The organism is Pseudonocardia alni, from assembly GCF_002813375.1.
Lineage (GTDB): Bacteria > Actinomycetota > Actinomycetes > Mycobacteriales > Pseudonocardiaceae > Pseudonocardia > Pseudonocardia alni.
Genome location: NZ_PHUJ01000003.1, coordinates 1,634,387 through 1,654,396, shown reverse-complemented (window position 1 = coordinate 1,654,396; position 20,010 = coordinate 1,634,387). Strand labels below are relative to the sequence as shown.

11 protein-coding genes and 2 rRNA genes are annotated in these 20,010 nt (G+C 71.1%); 4 read left to right on the top strand and 9 right to left on the bottom strand.

Annotation, left to right across the window (positions count from 1 at the left end; all coding sequences use genetic code 11):
- Window positions 1–107: 107 nt before the first annotated feature.
- From ATL51_RS08500 to ATL51_RS08475, 6 genes are all read right to left on the bottom strand, one after another.
- A complete protein-coding gene (locus ATL51_RS08500) occupies window positions 108–500 on the bottom strand; it encodes an MOSC domain-containing protein (RefSeq protein ID WP_202417693.1) in 393 nt (130 codons plus the stop codon).
- Between the two features lie 41 nt (window positions 501–541).
- Window positions 542–2,362: a glutamine--fructose-6-phosphate transaminase (isomerizing) gene (gene glmS, locus ATL51_RS08495; protein ID WP_073577228.1), complete on the bottom strand. Its 1,821-nt coding sequence runs from the start codon at window positions 2,360–2,362 to the stop codon at window positions 542–544.
- 21 nt (window positions 2,363–2,383) lie between these two features.
- Window positions 2,384–2,641 carry a hypothetical protein gene (locus tag ATL51_RS08490; RefSeq protein WP_083658930.1) on the bottom strand — a complete coding sequence of 86 codons (258 nt, stop codon included), beginning with the start codon at window positions 2,639–2,641 and terminating at the stop codon, window positions 2,384–2,386.
- A gap of 62 nt (window positions 2,642–2,703) precedes the next feature.
- A complete protein-coding gene (locus ATL51_RS08485) occupies window positions 2,704–4,590 on the bottom strand; it encodes a maleylacetate reductase and hydroxyquinol 1,2-dioxygenase domain-containing protein (RefSeq protein WP_100878250.1) in 1,887 nt (628 codons plus the stop codon).
- Window positions 4,587–6,350: an FAD-dependent oxidoreductase gene (locus ATL51_RS08480; protein ID WP_073577226.1), complete on the bottom strand. Its 1,764-nt coding sequence runs from the start codon at window positions 6,348–6,350 to the stop codon at window positions 4,587–4,589. The genes ATL51_RS08485 and ATL51_RS08480 overlap by 4 nt, the downstream gene beginning before the upstream one ends.
- 21 nt (window positions 6,351–6,371) lie before the next feature.
- Window positions 6,372–7,157, bottom strand: coding sequence for a MerR family transcriptional regulator (locus ATL51_RS08475; protein ID WP_073577225.1), 786 nt, complete (start codon window positions 7,155–7,157; stop codon window positions 6,372–6,374).
- A gap of 174 nt (window positions 7,158–7,331) precedes the next feature.
- Between ATL51_RS08475 and ATL51_RS08470 the strand changes: the two genes are divergently transcribed.
- Both ATL51_RS08470 and ATL51_RS08465 read left to right on the top strand, forming a co-directional pair.
- Window positions 7,332–8,456: a ferredoxin reductase gene (locus ATL51_RS08470; RefSeq protein WP_100878249.1), complete on the top strand. Its 1,125-nt coding sequence runs from the start codon at window positions 7,332–7,334 to the stop codon at window positions 8,454–8,456.
- A gap of 39 nt (window positions 8,457–8,495) precedes the next feature.
- Window positions 8,496–9,644, top strand: coding sequence for a fatty acid desaturase family protein (locus ATL51_RS08465; protein WP_073577223.1), 1,149 nt, complete (start codon window positions 8,496–8,498; stop codon window positions 9,642–9,644).
- A 1-nt stretch (window position 9,645) separates the two neighbouring features.
- On the opposite strand, the gene ATL51_RS08460 is transcribed toward ATL51_RS08465, so the two are convergent.
- Genes ATL51_RS08460 through ATL51_RS08450 form a run of 3 tightly spaced genes read right to left on the bottom strand, consistent with a single transcriptional unit; the run spans window position 9,646 to window position 14,532 of the window.
- The gene (locus ATL51_RS08460) at window positions 9,646–11,424 is read right to left on the bottom strand and encodes an ABC transporter permease subunit (protein WP_301548947.1); all 1,779 of its coding nucleotides are present in this window, start codon (window positions 11,422–11,424) and stop codon (window positions 9,646–9,648) included.
- Complete coding sequence (locus ATL51_RS08455; RefSeq protein WP_208622946.1) at window positions 11,421–12,944, bottom strand: ABC transporter substrate-binding protein; 1,524 nt, start codon at window positions 12,942–12,944, stop codon at window positions 11,421–11,423. Before ATL51_RS08455 ends, ATL51_RS08460 begins: the two co-directional genes overlap by 4 nt.
- Window positions 12,945–12,978: 34 nt before the next feature.
- Window positions 12,979–14,532, bottom strand: a complete 1,554-nt coding sequence (locus tag ATL51_RS08450) for an ABC transporter ATP-binding protein (RefSeq protein ID WP_157818274.1) — start codon at window positions 14,530–14,532, stop codon at window positions 12,979–12,981.
- Between the two features lie 518 nt (window positions 14,533–15,050).
- Here ATL51_RS08450 and ATL51_RS08445 point away from each other — a divergent pair.
- Window positions 15,051–16,570 (top strand): 16S ribosomal RNA (locus ATL51_RS08445).
- A 315-nt stretch (window positions 16,571–16,885) separates the two neighbouring features.
- Window positions 16,886–19,968: ribosomal RNA gene (locus tag ATL51_RS08440) — 23S ribosomal RNA — on the top strand.
- The 16S and 23S rRNA genes sit together here, the layout of an rRNA operon.
- The last annotated feature ends 42 nt before the right edge of the window (window positions 19,969–20,010 follow it).

Sequence of the window (20,010 nt, the reverse complement as noted above, 5' to 3'; positions counted from 1 at the left end):
TCCCCGCTCGTCGAAGTCCGTCACCTCTCCAACGCACGGACGGGGATCCCGTGACGGTCGGCAGGCATTCTGCGTCACCGATGGGTGACCGTCGGTGACCGGACGGGTCACGTCCCGGCGGGCATGTGCACCGGGTCGCCGACGGCGATCGCGCCGGAGGTCAGCACCCGGCAGACCGCGCCGCCGCGGTCGTGCAGCGCGCGGCGCGCCCCCGGCCCGACGGCGGTCTCCATGACCCGGCACGGTGCGGCCCTCCGCACCACCTCCAGCTCGACGTCGCCGAGCCGCAGCAGGGTGCCGGGCGTCGTCGGGACGGTGCCGTGGTCGACGGTGACGGTGCGCCGGGTGCCGCCCGAGGGCACCGGGGCGCCGAGCGCGTCGGCGGCGGCGTCGAGCTCGTCGCGGCTCTGCACCGAGACGTGCCGGTGCCGGGTGCCGAAGTACCGGTCGCCGACGACACCGCTGCCCGCGACCACCTCGACCCGCTCGACGTCGTGCATCGGCGCACCCCGCTCCGCGGCCACGTGCAGCCCGAGGACCCTCACTCCACCGTCACCGACTTCGCGAGGTTCCGCGGCCGGTCCACGTCGCGTCCGAGCGCGACGGCGGCGTGCCGGGCCAGCAGCTGCAGGGGGATCCCGAGCAGGATCGGCGCCAGCTCCGGCTCGGTGCGCGGCACCCGCAGCACGGCGTCGGCGAGCCCGGCGGGCAGCTCGGCGTCGGTCACCGCGATCACCGGCCCGCCCCGGGCCCGGATCTGCTCGATCGTGCCGACGTTCTTCGCGAGCAGCTCGTCGTCGGGCACCACGACGACGCTGGGCATGTCCGGGGTGACCAGTGCCAGCGGGCCGTGCTTGAGCTCGGAGGCGGGGTAGGCCTCGGCGTGGCAGTAGGAGATCTCCTTGAGCTTCTGCGCGCCCTCCCGCGCGACCGGGCTGCACCGGGTGCGCCCGACGAAGAACATCGACGACGCGTGCGCCCAGCGCTGCGCGACCGCGGCGACCGTGCCGTGGGCGGCGTCCTCGGCGAGCACGGCCTCGACGTGGCGGGGCAGCGCCGCCAGGCCGTCGAGGAGCCGCCTGCCGTCGGCCACCGAGAGGTCGCGCACCCGGCCCAGCAGCACCGCGAGCATCGCGAACGACACGCTCATCGTGGTGACGGCCTTGGTCGAGGCGACCGACACCTCCGGCCCGGAGTGCAGGAACACTCCCGCGCCGCACTCGCGGGAGATCGCCGAGCCGATCACGTTCACCGCGCCGATCACCCGGCCGCCCTTGCGGCGCAGCTCCTGCACCGCGGCGAGGGTGTCGGCGGTCTCGCCGGACTGGCTGACCGCGACGTAGAGGCAGTCCGGGTCGACGACCGGGTTGCGGTGGCGGAACTCGCCGGCCGGTTCGGCCGCCGCCGGGATCCGGGCCAGCTGCTCGACCAGCCCGGCGCCGATCTCCCCCGCGTAGTACGCCGACCCGCAGCCCAGGAACAGCACCCGGCGCACCCCGCGCAGCTCGCGCGGGTCCATCCCGAGCCCGCCCAGGCGGGCGGTGGCGAACCGGGTGTCGAGCCGCCCGGCCAGAGCGCGACGCAGCGCGTCGGGCTGCTCGGCGATCTCCTTGGCCAGGAAGTCGGGGTGCCCGCCGAGCGCGTAGTCCTCGGAGCCGGTGTCGACGGTGGTCGGGCTGATCCGGGTGGAGCCCTCGACGCCGTCGGCGCGCACGGTGACGATCTCGCCGTCGTCGAGGAAGACGACCTTCTGGGTGTGCCGCACCACCGCGGCCAGGTCCGAGGCGACGACCATCTCGCCGTCGCCGATGCCGAGCACGATCGGGCTGCCGTTGCGCGCGACGACGATCTCGTCGGGGGTGCGGGCGTCGAGCACCGCGAGGCCGTAGGTGCCCTCGACGCCGGCGAGCGCCGTGCGGACCGCGTCGGCGAGGGTTGCGGCCCCGCCGTCGAGGGCCTCGGCGACCAGGTGCGCGAGCGCCTCGGAGTCGGTGTCGCTGCGCAGCACGACCCCGCGGGCGGTGAGCGCGGCACGCAGCGCCTCGGCGTTCTCGACGATGCCGTTGTGCACGATCGCGACCCGTCCGGACGCGTCGGTGTGCGGGTGCGCGTTGGCCTCGCTCGGCTCGCCGTGGGTGGCCCACCGGGTGTGTGCGACGCCCGACCGGCCCGGTGGAGGGGCGTCACCCAGCAGCGTGCGCAGGTCCTCCACCCGCCCGGCGGTGCGCCGCACCGTCACCTTCCGGCGGTGCGCCACGGCCAGGCCCGCCGAGTCGTAGCCCCGGTACTCCAGCCGGGACAGCCCGTCGAGCAGCACGCCCGCCGCCTCCCGCGGCCCCACATAACCCACGATCCCGCACATGCACGTTCCCCCGTCGTCCGCTCAGCCGTAGACGATCCGGCGCAGCCGCCGCTGGGAGACGTCACCAGGGCCGACCACCCGCGCGGCGAGCTCGGCCGCGATCCGCGGCCAGATCTCGTCGTTGCGCCGGTCGCGGGCCTGCAGCTCGCGGTGCCGGCGGCGGACGAACTCCTCGGTGGTCTCGCCGAAGTAGGCGACGACGTCGGCGACCACGCGGGCCGCCACCGGCTCGGCGAGCCCGGTGGTGGCGGCCACGTGCCGCACGAGATCCGGATCCACGCCGCCGATCCTGACCGGCCATGGGGCGGAGGACCAGGAATCTGCCCGGAATCGGGCAGGAATCAGCGGTCGCGGGCGATCCGGAACGTGAACTCCAGCAGCCGCCACTCCCCGTCGGGCTCGACGCCGTCGGGCATCGGGCCGCTGCGCGGGGCGAAGTCCACGACCAGGTCCTCCTTCACACCGAACACCGTGTCCGAGTCGAGGTGCTCCCCACCGGCGACGAACAGCTGCGTGATCAGCTGCCGGTGCCCCGGCGCCTGGATGAGGAAGTGCAGGTGCGGCGCCCGGAAGGGGTGCCGTCCGGTGGCGTGCAGCATCTCCCCGACCGGTCCGTCGGCCGGGATCGGGTAGGCGGCGGGCAGGATCGAGCGGAACCGCAGCCGGCCGGCGTCGTCGGTACGGAACCGGCCGCGCAGGACGGGGCCCTCGGTCTCGAGCAGCTGCAGGTCGTAGAAGCCGTCCTCGTCGGACTGCCAGATGTCGACGACCGCCCCGGCGACCGGCTCGTCACCGGTGTCGGTGACGACCACGTCCACCCACAGCGGGGTGCCCTTCTTCCCCGCGGAGACGTCGGTCCCCTGGTCCAGCTCCGGCGGGCCGTCGGTGTAGAACGGCCCGAGCACGGCCGAGGACGTGGTGTCCGGGGTGCGGGAGTTGGTCAGCACGTCCACCACACTGGACAGCCCGAGGGTGTCCGAGAGCAGCACGAACTCCTGGCGCCGCTCGTCGGTGAGGTGCCCGGTCCGGGTGAGGAAGTCGATCGCGGCCTGCCACTCGTCCTGGGTCAGGTCGTGCTCGCGCGCGTAGCCGTGCAGGGTGGCCGCGAGCGCGGCCAGCAGGGTGCGGAGCCGCTCGTCGGACCCGCCGAACGACGCGGTGACCTGCGCGGTCAGCGTGTCCAGGGTGGCGCGCACCGGGTCGCCCGGCCGCTCCCCGGCCCAGGCCCGCCCGAGCAGGGCGCGCACACCGTCGCGGGTGACCGGCACCGGGTTCGGGTACGGCCGGGCGACGGCCTGCTCGGCGAGCCGGTCCAGGTCGGCCTCGTCGACGCCCAGCCCGGCCAGTGACGTCGGCCCGCCCGCGGCGACGAGCAGGTCGAACACCGTCCCGGCCGGGTCCGGTCCGAGCGCCTCGGCGATCCGCGGTGCGGCCGCGGCGTTGTGGGCGATCACGTGCGGCAGCAGTACCGCGTGGGTCGGGGCGTGCGGCAGGTCCAGGGAGCCGCCGACGGTGTGGGCGAGCTTGTGCTGCAGCGCCATCCCCGCCCGGTCCAGGCAGGTCCCGGCCAGCCACGCCCCGCGGAGCAGCGCGTCGGGTTCGCCGTCGCGCAGCCCCGCGGTGAGCAGCCGCACCGACTCCAGCGCGGCGGCCTCGGTCAGCGGGTCGCGGTCGGTGCTCCACAGCGCCTCGACGGCGTGTGCCAGCGCGTTCACCGCGCTCGGCACCCCCACCTGCGACGGCAGGTCGGCGACGAGCGTCGTGTCGTAGACGACGGTCTCCGGCCGGATCGCCGGGTCGGTCCGGGTGGTCTTCACCCCCGGCGTGTCCACCCCCAGCTCGCCGAGCACCGCGGTGCACTCCGAGCCCGAGTACGTCGTGGGGACGACGACCTGGTCCGCACCGGTCCGCACCGCGAGCGCCTTGGACAGCCCGATCTGCGAGCCGCCCCCGATCGCGACGACGCAGTCCGCCCCGGCCGCGGTGAACGCCGCCAGCGCCTCGTCGGTCACCGTCACCGGGGTGTGCACGGCGGCCCGGTCGAACCGCCCGGCGAGCAACGACCCGAGCGCGGCCCGCGCCCGGTCCGCCGCGCCCGCGGGGTGGCGGCCGCCGACGAGGAACACCCGCGACCGGCCGAGCCGCGTCACCTCCGCGGCGAGGTCGTCGATCGTGCCGGGGCCGAACACCACCCGCGCGGGGGAGGGGTCGTGGACGAAGCCGGTCATGCGGTCACCTCCGGGGTCCGGTCCAGGATGTTCCCCAGCACCTCGCGCAGCGCGGCCGCCGGGTCGGCGACGAGCGCGTCGCTGCGCCAGGCGACGTGGGCGTCCGGGCGGACGAGGACGCAGCCGTCCTCGCCGACCTCGCGCAGCCGGGCCCAGTCGTCGTAGAGGTCGGTGTGCTCGCGGCCGGGGCCGACCACGTGCGCGGCCAGGTCGATCCCGAGCTCGGCGGCGACGGTCTCCGCGGCCGTGGCCCAGGCGCCGCCCGCGATGCCGGTGAGCAGGGCGAACCGGCCCTTGCCGGTGATGTCGTGGGTGGAGACCCGGTGCCCGTCGCGGCCCAGCCAGCAGTGCGGCAGCCGGTGCCCGGGCCGGGTGGTCGGCCGGTAGAACAGCTCCGGGTCGCGCTCGGGCGGCGGCTCGGGCGTGCCGTCGGCGACGACGCCGGGGCCGGTGTAGGCCTGGCCCATCTCGACGCCGTGCGCGTTGAACTCGTAGTCCTTGGCCTCCAGCGCCGCCCGCAGCTCGCCGCGCCGCCGGGCCCCGGTGGGGGAGTCGTCGGCGCGGGCCGCCATCGAGGCGCGCATGGCCTCGGGATCGGCGCCCGGGGTGAGCCCGAGCGCGGTGAAGATCGGGCCGAACTCCTCCACCGAGCGGTTGGCGCGACGCACGATCTGCTCGCCGACGGGGGCGCGCTCGGCGTCGTAGGAGTCCAGCAGCCCCGGCCCGGCGGTGCCGCGCAGCACCATCGCGAGCTTCCAGCACAGGTTGTAGGAGTCCTGGATCGAGGTGTTGGAGCCCAGCCCGTTCGACGGCGGGTGGCGGTGCACGGCGTCACCGGCGCAGAACACCCGGCCCGACCGGTAGCGGGTGGCCCACTGCTCGTTGACCGTCCACACCGAGGTCGAACGGATCGTCACCGGCACGGAGTCGTCACCGATCAGGTCGTGGACGATCGCCGTCGCCGCGGCGTCGTCGAGCTCCGGCGGGGGACCGGCGAGGTCGTAGCCCCAGATCGCCATCCAGCGGGTCCACGGCCGCACCATGCGCAGCACGCCCATCCCGATGCCGCCGACGTCCGCACCGGGCTGCAACACCCAGTACAGGACACTCGGCCGGTGCTCGACCAGCGCGGTGAGGTCGGCGTCGAAGACGATGTTCATGCTGCCCGCGAGCTCGCCGCGGCCGTCGAAGGGCAGGCCCGCGTCCCGGGCGACGGCGCTGCGCCCACCGTCGGCGCCGATCACGTAGCGGGCCCGGATCGTCAGCTCCGCCCCGGTGAGCCGGTCGCGCGCGGTGACGGTGACGCCGTCGTCGTCCTGGACGTGGTGGCTGTACTCGGTGTCGAAGCGGACCCGGCTGCCGCGCTCGGCGGCCCGGCCCACCAGGATCGGCTCGAGGATGTTCTGGGGCAGGTCGCAGTGCGACGACGGGCTGGCCAGGGTGTAGTCGGCGCGCCGCGCGGGGTGGGTGCCCCAGGTCCGGACCCGGCCGAGTTCGTCGCCGGCGAGCGCGGTGCAGAACACCGTCTCGCCCATGAGGTGCGACGGCGTCCCCTCGGCGACGACGTCGGCCTCCACCCCCTGGTCGCGCAGGATCTCGACGGTGCGCTGGTTGGTGATGTGCGCCCGCGGGGTGTCGGCGGTCCACCGGTACTTGGTGATCACGAGGTGGTCCACGCCGAGACCGGCGAGGAACAGGGCGGCCGAGGAGCCCGCAGGCCCGCTGCCGATCACGAGGACGTCCGTCGTCACGGTGCTCACCGGCGCATCATCGTTGAAGAGTCAACGATCGTCCAGGTCCGTCGTCCGGATCCCCATCGCGCGTCCGGCCTCGGGGGAGATGTCGTCGGAGATCCGGGTGATGAAGGCGTCCATCGCGTCCTGCATGCGCGAGCGGAACGACGACAGCAGCGCCAGCGTCGCGACCGGCTGCAGCTGCTCGACGGTCTGCTGGATCCGGGGCGCGTCGCCGGCGGGCAGCCCGGCCTCGACGTGGTCGTCCCACACCTGCCGGGCGAACAGCTCGACGAACATCTCGGCGACGGCGCCGGTGTGGTCGTCGAGGCGCCGGCGCAGCCCCACCAGCGCGGCGGGCGGGATGCCCAGCCGTACGGCCTCCGCGGCGGCCCGGGCGAGGTCGGGCCGCAGGATGCGCAGCCGTCCGTGCGCCGCGGTCTCGACGACACCCGTCGCGCACAGGTGCCGGACCAGCTCGTCGGCCGACACCGCGTCCGGGTCGAGCCCGAGGTGGGTGGGCAGCTCCGTCCCGTCGACCTCGACGGGCTCCTCCGGCTGCCACGGGGCGAGCATCCCGCGGTAGAGCCGCAGCGCCTCCTCGGCGGTCCGTTCGGGGTCCTGGGTGACGAGCACCTCGATCGCCCCGAGGGAGAAGCCGCGCCGGCGCAGCCCGTTGACCAGGTCCAGCCGGGCGAGGTGGGTGTCGGTGTAGCGGGCGGCCCGGCCGGCCCGCTCGCCCGGCGGGAGCAACCCGCGCGTGATGTAGGACCGCACCGTCCGCACGGTCATCCCCGCCCGGCGGGCCAGCTCCTCGATCGGGAAGTCCGCCACCCGGACGATCCTAGACAGTCGATCTCGACATCGTTGACGGAGAAACCGATGTAACGTTCCCGCAGGTCGGAGGCCGACGCCGTCGTCACTGGTGACGGGGGTGTCGCCGTCCCAACTTGCCGTCGCCACCGAGATCGGGTCCGATGGCCCCCGACCGCGACGACGAGGTGGGTCATGACCGACGCCGTACTGCCGAGGGGGCTGCGCCGCGTACGCAAGGCGGCCGCCCGTTTCACCACGCCACTACTGCCCGACGACTACCTGCTGCTGCTCAACCCGCTGTGGTCGGTGCGGGAGCTGCGCGGGCGGGTGGTGAAGGTCGTGCCCGAGACGGCCGACGCCGCGACACTGGTCATCCGGCCCGGCCTGGGGTGGTCGTTCGACCACCGCCCCGGCCAGTACGTCGGGATCGGCGTCGAGGTGGAGGGCCGTTTCCACTGGCGCTCCTACTCGCTGACCTCCGAGCCGCGCCGCGACCGCAGGCACATCTCGATCACCGTGAAGGCGATGCCGGAGGGGTTCCTGTCCCGCCATCTCGTCGACGGCGTCGGGCCCGGCACGGTGGTGCGCCTGGCGCTGCCGCAGGGCGAGTTCGTGCTGCCCGACCCGCCACCGGAGCGGCTGCTGTTCCTCACCGCGGGCAGCGGGATCACCCCGATCATGGCGATGCTGCGGACCCTGGACCGTCGCGACACCGTCACCGACGTGGTGCTCGTGCACTCGGCCCCGCGCGACGGCGACGTCATCTTCGCCGACGAGCTCGACGCCCTGTCCGCGCGGCACCCGTCGCTGCGGGTGCAGCTGCACCTCACCGGTGAGCACGGCAGGCTCACCCCCGACGGGCTGGCGGAGTACTGCCCGGACTGGCGCGAGCGCAGCACCTGGGCGTGCGGCCCGGAGGCGATGCTCGACGAGGCCGAGGACCTGTGGGAGTCCGCGGGCCGCGGCGCGGCGCTGCACGTCGAGCGCTTCTCCGCGTCGTTGCGCGGGGGAGAGGCGGAGGGCGGCACGGTCACCTTCGTCCGCCGCGGCTCCGCCGCCACCTCCTCGGGCGACGGCGACACCACCGTCGACATCGACGGCGCCACCACCCTGCTCGACGCCGGGGAGCAGGCCGGCCTCGACCTGCCCTACGGCTGCCGGATGGGCATCTGTCACACCTGCACCGTCGGCCTGCGGTCGGGCTCGGTGCGCGACCTGCGCGACGGCACCGAACGCCGCGGCGACCCCGACACCCCCGCCGAGAGGATCCAGACCTGCATCACCGCCGCCGCCGGTGACTGCGTCCTGGAGATCTGACACCGAGACCCGACACCGCTCACACCCAGGAGGAACGTCGTGGCCATCTCCGACGTCAAGGAGTTCGCCCACCTCACCGAGGCCGACGTGGAGGCGATCGGGCACGAGCTCGACGCGATCCGCGCCGACGTCGAGGAGCGTCGCGGCCAGTACGACGCCGACTACATCCGCACGATGATCACCTGGCAGCGGCGGCTGAACGTCGCCGCGCGGGTCACGCTGTTCGGCAGCCGGATCCCGCCGCTCTGGCTCGCCGGCACCGCCATGCTCTCGGTCGCGAAGATCCTGGAGAACATGGAGATCGGGCACAACGTCATGCACGGCCAGTGGGACTGGATGAACGACCCGGAGATCCACTCGTCGACGTGGGAGTGGGACAACGTGTGCCCCGCCGAGCAGTGGCGGCACTCGCACAACTACCTGCACCACACGTACACGAACGTGATCGGCAAGGACAAGGACGTCGGCTACGAGATCCTCCGGGTCCGCGCCGACCAGCCCTGGCACCCCGCCTACCTGGGGCAGCCGTTCTGGAACGTCCTGCTGATGCTGTTGTTCGAGCACGGTGTGTCGCTGCACGACCTCGACGTCGACGGCCTGCTGAAGATGCAGCTGGAGGACCCCGAGGAGTTCCGCCGCAAGCTGCTCGACGTCGGCCGCAAGCACGCCCGGCAGATGCGCAAGGACTTCCTGCTGTTCCCGCTGCTCACCGGCCCCGCCGCGGTCTCGACGTTGACCGCGAACGCCACCGCGAACGTCGTCCGCAACATCTGGTCCTACGCGATCATCTTCTGCGGGCACTTCCCCGACGGCGCCGAGGTCTTCACCGAGGAGGAGCTGGAGGGGGAGACGCGCGGCGAGTGGTACCTGCGTCAGCTGCTCGGCTCGGCCAACTTCACCGGCAACCGCCTGATGCACGTCATGTCCGGCAGCCTCGGCTACCAGATCGAGCACCACCTGTTCCCCGACCTGCCGTCGAACCGGTACCCGGAGATCGCGGTGAAGGTCCGGGCGCTGTGCGAGAAGTACGACCTGCCCTACACCACGGGCCCGTTCCCGCGGCAGTTCTGGCAGGCCACGCGGTCGATCTGGCGGCTGTCGCTGCCCGCGCGCGGGATCCGCGAGTCCGAGCACCGCCGGGAGCGCCGCGGGCTGCGGCGCCGCCCGGCGGCGGCCCGGGCGGCCTGACTCAGCGCGCTCGCGGCCGCCGCCCGGTGGCCGCGAGCGACACCGCCAGTACCGCGACGAGCACGAGCATCCCGGCCGGTGCCAGCACGGCCCAGGGGGCGCGCTCGACGTAGGGCATGCCGTCGGCCAGCAGCCGTCCCCACTCCGGGCTCGGCGGCTGCGGGCCGAGGCCGAGGAACCCGAGCGAGGCCAGCGCGAGCGCGGTGCCCGGCAGCCGCAGCACCGCGTGCCGCACCAGCGGGCCGGCCGCGGCGGGCAGCACGTGCGCCCCGAGCGCGCGGGCGGGCCCGACGCCCAGCACGGGCAGCACCCGCACGTGCGGCTGCGCCCGGATCTCGGCCACCAGCGACGCCGTGTGCGCGGCCAGCGGCGCCCAGCTCACCAGGGCGACGCCGACCGCGGCACCGACGGCCGACGGGCCGAGCACCGCGGCGACGACCAGACCGGCGAGCACCGGCGGCGCCGCGTTCGCGACCTCGGCGAACCCGGTCGCGATCCGTGGCGCCAGCCCGATCAGCACGCCGACGACCAGCGCCACCAGCACGACCAGCAGCGCGGTCCCGGTGGTGAGCAGCGCCCCGTGGGCGACCCGGGCGAGCAGGTCGCGCCCGACGGCGTCGCTGCCGAGCGGCAGGGCCGGCGAGGGCGACGCCAGCCGCGGGTGGGCGGAGGTGAACGGGTCGCGCGGCAGCCCGGCGAGCACGACGAGCGCGAGCACCCCGCCCGCGACCCCGGGCACGACCCAGCGGGACCGGCGCACCGCCGTCACCGCGGTGGGGACGGGCACGTCGCCGGTGCGGGCGGCCCGGCCGAGCACCGCCCGGCGGGCGGCCCCCGCCCCCGCGCCGGCGAGCACGGCGACGGCGAGCAGGGCCAGCACCCCGCCCTGCAGCAGCGGCAGGTCCAGGCCGGCCGCGGCGCCGAGGGTCGTGCGCCCGAGCCCGGGCACGGCGAAGACCTGCTCGACGGCGACGGCCCCGCCGGTGAGCCCGACCAGCACCAGCCCGATCTGGGGCAGCACCGGCGCGGTCGCGCGGCGCAGCACCGCTGCGGCGGTCCGCCGGCGCGGCAGCCCGGCGGTCTGCCAGGTGCCGACCCACGGTTCGGTCGCCGCGGACGCGACGGACTCGGCGAGCAGGCGTCCGACCAGGCCGCCGGCGGGCAGTCCCAGTGCCAGCGCGGGCTGGACCGCGTACCGCGGGCCGGCCCAGCCGTAGGGCGGCAGCCAGCCGAGCCAGACCGCGACGACCACCAGCAGGAACGTCGCGAGCAGGAACTCCGGCAGTGCCGTCAGCGCGGCGCCGGCCGCGCCCGAGCCCCCCGCCGTCCCGGCCCGCGCGCCGCGCACACCGCGCCGCAGGGCCGGGACGACCAGCACCGCCGCCACCAGCGCGGCGACGACGAGCGCGAAGCCCACCAGGGTCAGCGACACCCCGAGCCCGGACAGCACCGACCCGAGCACCGGCGCACCGGAGGCCCACGAGGTGCCCAGGTCCCCGGTCGCGACACCGGACAGCCAGCGTCCGACGACCACCCACGGCCCGGCGTCGAGCCCGAGCTCCGCGCGGATCGAGGCCAGCGCCGCCGGCGTCGCCTCCTGCTCGGCGGAGCGGGCCCGCAGCACGGCGAGCTCGGGGGAGCGCTGCGACAGCCAGGGCAGCATGCCGACGCCGGCGACCACCGCGACCCCGGCCAGCACCCGCGACAGCGCGACGACGGCGCCGTCGCGCGGCCCGGACCACCGCGGCCGGACCGTCGCCGGGACGGCCACCGCGGTCACGGCGCCCCCAGCACCGTGTCCGTGGTGACCAGATCGCGTTCGCGGGGGTCGCGGGCGACCCCGCCGACGCGCGCGGACTCGCCCTGGATCACCCGCTCGTGCAGCAGCGGGACGGCGGCGTCGGCGGCGAGGACGGCGGCCTCGGCGCGGGCGGTCGCGGCGCGGCGCTCCGGTCCGGCCTCGGTGCCCGCGGCGCGCTCCAGCGCGGCCTGCACACCCGGGTCGCAGAACTGGGAGATGTTGAACCCGCCGCCGCAGCCGAAGTCGCTGGCCAGGTAGGCGACGGGGTCGCCGGAGTCGAGCACGGTCGCGCGGGACAGCACGAACGCGTCGAACGCGCCGTCGAGCGCGTCGGCCTCGATCGCCGAGTACTCACGCACGTCCTGGGTGACGACGAACCCGGCCGCCTCCAGCTGCTGCTCCAGCAGCACCGCGACCTCGGGCAGCTCGCTGCGGTCGGTGAAGGTGCCCAGCGTGATCGGCACGCCGCGCACCGCCGCGGGCGCGGGGCGGGCGGCGAGTGCCTGCGCGTAGGAGGGGTCGTCGCGCAGCGGCGCGGCCCACGGCAGCGCGGGCCCGAGCAGGCCCTGCGCGACGTCGGCGCGCCCCTCGTAGGCGCTCGCGACCAGCGCGGCGCGGTCGACGGCGGCACGCGCGGCGGCGCGCACGGCGGGGTCGGCGAACGGGCCGCGGGCGGTGTTCAGGTACAGCGTGTTGGTGCGCGGCATGGGGACCTCGTGCACCAGCGCGGGGTCGAGCAGCGGGTACTGGCCGGGCGGGACGGCCTCGACGACGTCGGCGGTGCCGGTGCGCAGCGCCGCCGCGCGGGCGGTGCCGTCCGGGACGAACGTGACGTCGATGCCGGCGACGCGGGCGGGCTCGCCCCAGTAGCCGTCGTGGCGGTCGAGGGTGGCCGAGGTGGTGCCCTGCACCGCGGTGAGCCGGAACGGGCCGGAGCCGTGCCCGACCGGGTCCACGCGGTCCCCGGTGTATGCGGCGGGGGCGAGCACGGACAGCTGCGGGCTGGACAGGCGCTGCGGGACCAGCGGGTCGGCCACACCGGTGGTGACCAGCACCGCGTCGTCGCCGTCGGCGCGGGCGGCCAGGTCGACGCCGTCGAGGATCCGCGGGGGCGGCGAGGCGCGGGTCGCGCGGGTGAGCACGTCCGCGACGTGCGCGGCGGTCAGCGCGGTGCCGTCGTGGAAGACGACGTCGTCGCGCAGCGTGAACCGCCAGGTCGTGGGGTCGGCGCGGGACCAGGAGGTGGCGAGCATCGGCCGGGCGTCGCCGGCGGCGTCGAGCTGCACCAGGGTCTCGGCCGTGCGCCAGCGGGAGAGCTTGAACGCGTCGTCGCTGAAGGGGGTCAGGCCGGAGCGGGGCGGTTGCAGCATCGCGACGGCGACGCGGTCGCCGACGGCGCCCGTCCCGCCGGTCTGCGGTGGGGCGGCGAAGCATCCGGTGAGCAGCAGCGCGGACGCTCCGAGCGCGAGGGTTGCCGCGACGCGGCGGGGTCGGGACACGGGTGTACTCCGGGTTCGTGGGTGGTGGGACGGTTCAGACGGACAGGGGGGCCGCGGCGTCGACGAGCGCGGCGACGGCGGGGTGCTGCGGGGCGGCGAGCAGCTCGGCGGTCGGGCGGTCCTCGACGACCAGGCCGTCGTGCAGGACGACGGTGCGCGGGCAGAGCGCCGCCGCGACCGCCAGGTCGTGCGACACCAGGAGCAGCCCGGTGCCGCGAGCGGCGCAGGTGTCGGCGAGCAGGTCGACGACCTGGTCGCGCAGCGCCGGGTCGAGCCCGCTCACCGGCTCGTCGGCGAGCAGCAGGCGCGGCCCGACGACGAGCGCGCGCGCCAGCGCGACCCGCTGGGCCTGGCCCCCGGACAGCTCGCCCGGACGCCGGTCGGCCAGCGCCGCGGGCAGACCGACGTCGTCGAGCGCGGCCGCGGCCGCGCGGGCCCGCCCGGCCGCGGACCGGGCGGCCGGGTCCCCGAGGCGGCGCAGCGGTTCGGCGACGAGGTCGCGCGCGGTCATCCGCGGGTCGAGCGACCCGGCGGGGTCCTGCGGGACGTACTGCACGGCGCGGCGGAAGGCACGCAGCCGCCGCACGGGTCCGGGACGGACGTCCGCGCCGTCGGCGGTGACCGACCCCGCGTCGGCGGGCTCGAGGGCGAGCAGGATCCGGAGCAGCGTGGACTTCCCCGCCCCCGACGTCCCGGCCAGGGCGACGCGCTCGCCCGCGTGCACGGTGAGGTCGACCCCGCGCAGCGCGGCCACCGGCGCCGGGCGACGCCGTCCGGGCCCGGGGTGGACGCGGTGCAGGCCACGGGCGACGAGCAGCGGGCCACCGGGGCCGGCGGACGCCGCGGGAGCGGGCCGCGGGGTGTGCGCCGGCAGGGGGGCGGGATCGACGACGCGCCCCCCGCGCAGATGCACGGCGCGGTCGCAGAGCTCGTGCGCGGCGGCGGTGTCGTGGCTGATGAACAGCAGAGCGGTCCCGGTGCCGGCCAGGCCGGATGCCAGCAGGTCGAGCACGCGCCGCCGGTTGACCGGGTCCAGGGCCGTGGTCGGCTCGTCCGCGACCAGCAGGTGCGGGCGGCAGGCCAGGGCGAGCGCCAGCTGCACGCGCTGGCGCTGCCCGCCGGACAGCTCGCCGGGGTGCCCGCCCAGGACGCGGCCGGGGTCCTCGATGCCGGTCGCCGCGAGGGCCCCCCGCAGCGCCCCGGGCCGGTCGTCACCCCCGTTGGCCCGCACCGCGGCCCGCAGCTGGGCCCCCACCGCCACCAGGGGGTTGAGCGCGGTGCGGGTGTCCTGCCCGACGGCCGCCAGCCGGACCGCGCGGTCCCGCCGCGCGGCCGGGACCGCGCCCACGTCGGTACCGCCCAGCAGGACGCGGCCCCGCAGCGACGCGACGGCGGGGAGGCGCCCGAGCACCGCGGCAGCGGTCAGGGATTTGCCGGACCCCGACGGGCCGAGGAGCGCGACCCGCTCACCCGGTCCGACCCGCAGGCCCACCCCGTCGACGACGTGGCGACCGCCGACGGTGACCGTCAGCGCCTCGATCGCGAGCAGGGGGGTGGCGGAGCCGGGTCCGTCCGAGTGTGTCGACATCACCGGAACGATAACCAAGACGGTTATCGTTTGTCCCCGATGTCCCGATCACACTCGCCGGCCCGGTCCCGGACGGGGTGCGACGACGCCGCGCCTGCGGCCCGTCGGCCCAGCGTGCCGGGGTGGCGACGCCACGAGCCCGCTGACCTGCGGCGATGCGGAAAACCGACCCCCCTGTGAACGGCGTCCGACGGACCGTGTAACTTTCTTCCTGTCAGCGAGTGAGCCGGACAGAACGGGCCCTGAGAGGCCCGGTCAACAGGCCCCGCGGACAGCGACCCCCGGTGGTTCGCCGAGTTTCTCGGTGTGGTTGTCTTGGTGGGTCAAGGCGATCCGTCTTCAGGATCCTGCTTCCTTTTCAGGGGGTTGGGTGAGTGCGGTGCGGGTGTCTTTTGAGAACTCAACAGTGTGTCGAGCTATTTTGATTCGGTTTGGCGTTTTGTGCCAAATTGTTTGTTTGGTTGCAGCATTCGATCCCGTCGGGTGTTGTGGCCAGTTGTTTGTTGCAAGTCAGGGTTTTGTTGGAGAGTTTGATCCTGGCTCAGGACGAACGCTGGCGGCGTGCTTAACACATGCAAGTCGAGCGGTAAGGCCCTTTCGGGGGTACACGAGCGGCGAACGGGTGAGTAACACGTGGGTGACCTGCCCTCCACTCTGGGATAAGCCCGGGAAACTGGGTCTAATACCGGATAGGACCACTGATCGCATGGTTGGTGGTGGAAAGTTTTTTCGGTGGGGGATGGGCCCGCGGCCTATCAGCTTGTTGGTGGGGTGATGGCCTACCAAGGCGGTGACGGGTAGCCGGCCTGAGAGGGCGACCGGCCACACTGGGACTGAGACACGGCCCAGACTCCTACGGGAGGCAGCAGTGGGGAATATTGCGCAATGGGCGGAAGCCTGACGCAGCGACGCCGCGTGGGGGATGACGGCCTTCGGGTTGTAAACCTCTTTCGCCAGGGACGAAGAGCAATTGACGGTACCTGGAGAAGAAGCACCGGCCAACTACGTGCCAGCAGCCGCGGTAACACGTAGGGTGCGAGCGTTGTCCGGAATTATTGGGCGTAAAGAGCTCGTAGGCGGTGTGTCGCGTCGGCCGTGAAAACTTGGGGCTTAACTCTGAGCGTGCGGTCGATACGGGCATCACTTGAGTTCGGCAGGGGAGACTGGAATTCCTGGTGTAGCGGTGAAATGCGCAGATATCAGGAGGAACACCGGTGGCGAAGGCGGGTCTCTGGGCCGATACTGACGCTGAGGAGCGAAAGCGTGGGGAGCGAACAGGATTAGATACCCTGGTAGTCCACGCCGTAAACGTTGGGCGCTAGGTGTGGGGACCATTCCACGGTTTCTGTGCCGCAGCTAACGCATTAAGCGCCCCGCCTGGGGAGTACGGCCGCAAGGCTAAAACTCAAAGGAATTGACGGGGGCCCGCACAAGCGGCGGAGCATGTGGATTAATTCGATGCAACGCGAAGAACCTTACCTGGGTTTGACATGCACCAGACATCCCTAGAGATAGGGCTTCCCTTGTGGTTGGTGTGCAGGTGGTGCATGGCTGTCGTCAGCTCGTGTCGTGAGATGTTGGGTTAAGTCCCGCAACGAGCGCAACCCTTGTTCCATGTTGCCAGCACGTAATGGTGGGGACTCATGGGAGACTGCCGGGGTCAACTCGGAGGAAGGTGGGGATGACGTCAAGTCATCATGCCCCTTATGTCCAGGGCTTCACACATGCTACAATGGCTCATACAGAGGGCTGCGAGACCGTGAGGTGGAGCGAATCCCTTAAAGTGAGTCTCAGTTCGGATCGGGGTCTGCAACTCGACCCCGTGAAGTTGGAGTCGCTAGTAATCGCAGATCAGCAACGCTGCGGTGAATACGTTCCCGGGCCTTGTACACACCGCCCGTCACGTCACGAAAGTTGGTAACACCCGAAGCCGGCGGCCCAACCCTTGTGGAGGGAGCTGTCGAAGGTGGGACTGGCGATTGGGACGAAGTCGTAACAAGGTAGCCGTACCGGAAGGTGCGGCTGGATCACCTCCTTTCTAAGGAGTCCCATCATGTGATGGGGCGCCACAATGCTCTGTGAGTTCTGCTCATTCTGAGTCTGTGGTTCCTTCATTGAATCGCATTTGCGGCCCCGTTCGTGGGTCGGGTGCGTTGGGTGGAACGCAGCACGTCGAACCGTTTGGCTTGGCACACTGTTGGGTCCTGAGAAGACGCCCTGTGGGTTGTTTTCTTTGGCCGCTCAGGTTGAGGGTTGTCCTAACGCCCCGGTTGGTTCCGGGTGTGGTGGTTTCTTCTTGGTCTGGTGTGGTTGTGGGTTGAGTGTTGCATAGTGGATGCGAGCATCTTGTTGTGGTCAAGTTGTTAAGAGCACATGGTGGATGCCTGGGCATCAGGAGCCGATGAAGGACGTGGGAGGCCGCGATAGGCCTCGGGGAGCTGTCAACCGAGCTGTGATCCGAGGGTGTCCGAATGGGGAAACCCAGCGCCCGTCATGGGGCGTTACCCGTACCTGAATTCATAGGGTGCGTGGAGGGAACGTGGGGAAGTGAAACATCTCAGTACCCACAGGAAGAGAAAACAATAGTGATTCCGTGAGTAGTGGCGAGCGAAAGCGGAAGAGGCTAAACCGTGTCCGTGTCAAGCCGGCAGGCGTTGCGGGTGCGGGGTTGTGAGACGTGTCGTTCATCTTCTGCCGAGGATGGGACAGCAAGTGCCTGTGTTAGCGGAACGACTCTGGGATGGTCGGCCGTAGTGGGTGATAGCCCCGTACGCGAAAACACTGGGTTCTGTTGTGGGCGTGTTCTCGAGTAGCAGCGAGCCCGTGAAATTCGCTGTGAATCTGGCGGGACCACCCGTCAAGCCTAAATACTACCTGATGACCGATAGCGGACAAGTACCGTGAGGGAAAGGTGAAAAGTACCCCGGGAGGGGAGTGAAATAGTACCTGAAACCGTGTGCTTACAAGCCGTCAGAGCCTTTCGGGGTGATGGCGTGCCTTTTGAAGAATGAGCCTGCGAGTTATGCTTCGTGGCGAGGTTAACCTGTGTGGGGTAGCCGTAGCGAAAGCGAGTCCGAATAGGGCGTCTGAGTCGCGGGGTGTAGACCCGAAGCGGAGTGATCTACCCATGGCCAGGGTGAAGCGTCGGTAAGACGTCGTGGAGGCCCGAACCCACCAGGGTTGAAAACCTGGGGGATGAGCTGTGGGTAGGGGTGAAAGGCCAATCAAACTTCGTGATAGCTGGTTCTCCCCGAAATGCATTTAGGTGCAGCGTCGTGTGTTTCTCACCGGAGGTAGAGCACTGGATGGCCTAGGGGGCCGACAAGCTTACCGAAGTCAGCCAAACTCCGAATGCCGGTGAGTGAGAGCGCGGCAGTGAGACTGCGGGGGATAAGCTTCGTGGTCGAGAGGGAAACAGCCCAGATCACCGGCTAAGGCCCCTAAGCGTGCGCTAAGTGGGAAAGGATGTGGGATCGCCCGGACAACCAGGAGGTTGGCTTAGAAGCAGCCACCCTTGAAAGAGTGCGTAATAGCTCACTGGTCAAGTGGTCCTGCGCCGACAATGTAGCGGGGCTCAAGCGCACCGCCGAAGCCGTGGCAATGACACTTTGGTGTTGTTGGGTAGGGGAGCGTCCTGCATCTGGTGAAGCCCGGGAGTGATTTACGGGTGGAGGGTGTGGGAGTGAGAATGCAGGCATGAGTAGCGAATGCAGAGTGAGAATCTCTGCCGCCGGATGACCAAGGGTTCCTGGGCCAGGTTGTTCCGCCCAGGGTGAGCCGGGACCTAAGGCGAGGCCGTCAGGCGTAGTCGATGGACAACGGGTTGATATTCCCGTGCTCGTGATAGTGCGTCCATGCCGAGGCTGGTGATGCTAACCATCCGAACCCACCTTCGCTCCTTCGGGAGTGTTGTTTGTGGGGGAGCGTGGGATCCGATCTGGTAGTAGGCAAGTGATGGGGTGACGCAGGAGGGTAGCTCCGCCACGCGGTGGTTGTCGTGGTGTAAGCCTGTAGCCCGAGTCCTAGGTAAATCCGGGGCTCATTAAAGGGTGAGAGGTGATGCGTAGCCGATTGAGGCGAAGAGAGTGATCCCATGCTGTCGAGAAAAGCCTCTAGCGAGTGCTGTTGCGGCCCGTACCCCAAACCGACACAGGTGGTCAGGTAGAGAATACCGAGGCGATCGAGCGAACTGTGGTTAAGGAATTCGGCAAAATACCTCCGTAACTTCGGGAGAAGGAGGGCCGGTTGTCTTGAGGCTCCTTGCGGGCTAGGGACGGCCGGTCGCAGAGACCAGGCCCAAGCGACTGTTTACTAAAAACACAGGTCCGTGCGAAGTCGCAAGACGATGTATACGGACTGACGCCTGCCCGGTGCTGGAACGTTAAGAGGACCTGTTAGCTCTTCGGGGCGAAGCGGAGAATTTAAGCGCCAGTAAACGGCGGTGGTAACTATAACCATCCTAAGGTAGCGAAATTCCTTGTCGGGTAAGTTCCGACCTGCACGAATGGCGTAACGACTTGGGCGCTGTCTCGACCACAGACTCGGCGAAATTGCACTACGAGTAAAGATGCTCGTTACGCGCGGCAGGACGGAAAGACCCCGGGACCTTTACTATAGCTTGGTATTGATGCTTGGTTCGGCTTGTGTAGGATAGGTGGGAGACTGTGAAGCTATCACGCCAGTGGTGGTGGAGTCGTTGTTGAAATACCACTCTGGTCGAATTGGGTGTCTCAACCTCGGGCCATGATCTGGTTCAGGGACAGTGCCTGGTGGGTAGTTTAACTGGGGCGGTTGCCTCCCAAAGAGTAACGGAGGCGCCCAAAGGTTCCCTCAGCCTGGTTGGCAATCAGGTGTTGAGTGTAAGTGCACAAGGGAGCTTGACTGTGAGACTGACGGGTCGAGCAGGGACGAAAGTCGGGACTAGTGATCCGGCACCACCTTGTGGAAGGGGTGTCGCTCAACGGATAAAAGGTACCCCGGGGATAACAGGCTGATCTTGCCCAAGAGTCCATATCGACGGCATGGTTTGGCACCTCGATGTCGGCTCGTCGCATCCTGGGGCTGGAGTAGGTCCCAAGGGTTGGGCTGTTCGCCCATTAAAGCGGTACGCGAGCTGGGTTTAGAACGTCGTGAGACAGTTCGGTCCCTATCCGCCGCGCGCGTTGGAGACTTGAGGAAGGCTGTCCCTAGTACGAGAGGACCGGGACGGACGAACCTCTGGTGTGCCAGTTGTCCCGCCAGGGGCACGGCTGGTTGGCTATGTTCGGGAGGGATAACCGCTGAAGGCATCTAAGCGGGAAGCCTGTTCCAAGATGAGGTCTCCCACCACCTTCGAGTGGGTAAGGCTCCCAGTAGATGACTGGGTTGATAGGCCGGAGATGGAAGCCCTGTGAGGGGTGGAGTTGACCGGTACTAATAGGCCGAGGGCTTGCCACAACGAGTTGTTCGCATCCACTGTGTGACCCTGAGTCCACAACC

Excerpts from the sequence above, each read along its gene's own strand:
- ATL51_RS08500 (WP_202417693.1), bottom strand. The coding sequence starts at position 500 with ATGCACGACGTCGAGCGGGTCGAGGTGGTCGCGGGCAGCGGTGTCGTC.
- glmS (WP_073577228.1), bottom strand. The coding sequence starts at position 2,362 with ATGTGCGGGATCGTGGGTTATGTGGGGCCGCGGGAGGCGGCGGGCGTG.
- ATL51_RS08470 (WP_100878249.1), top strand. The coding sequence starts at position 7,332 with ATGACCGACGCCGTACTGCCGAGGGGGCTGCGCCGCGTACGCAAGGCG.
- ATL51_RS08485 (WP_100878250.1), bottom strand. The coding sequence starts at position 4,590 with ATGACCGGCTTCGTCCACGACCCCTCCCCCGCGCGGGTGGTGTTCGGC.
- ATL51_RS08450 (WP_157818274.1), bottom strand. The coding sequence starts at position 14,532 with ATGTCGACACACTCGGACGGACCCGGCTCCGCCACCCCCCTGCTCGCG.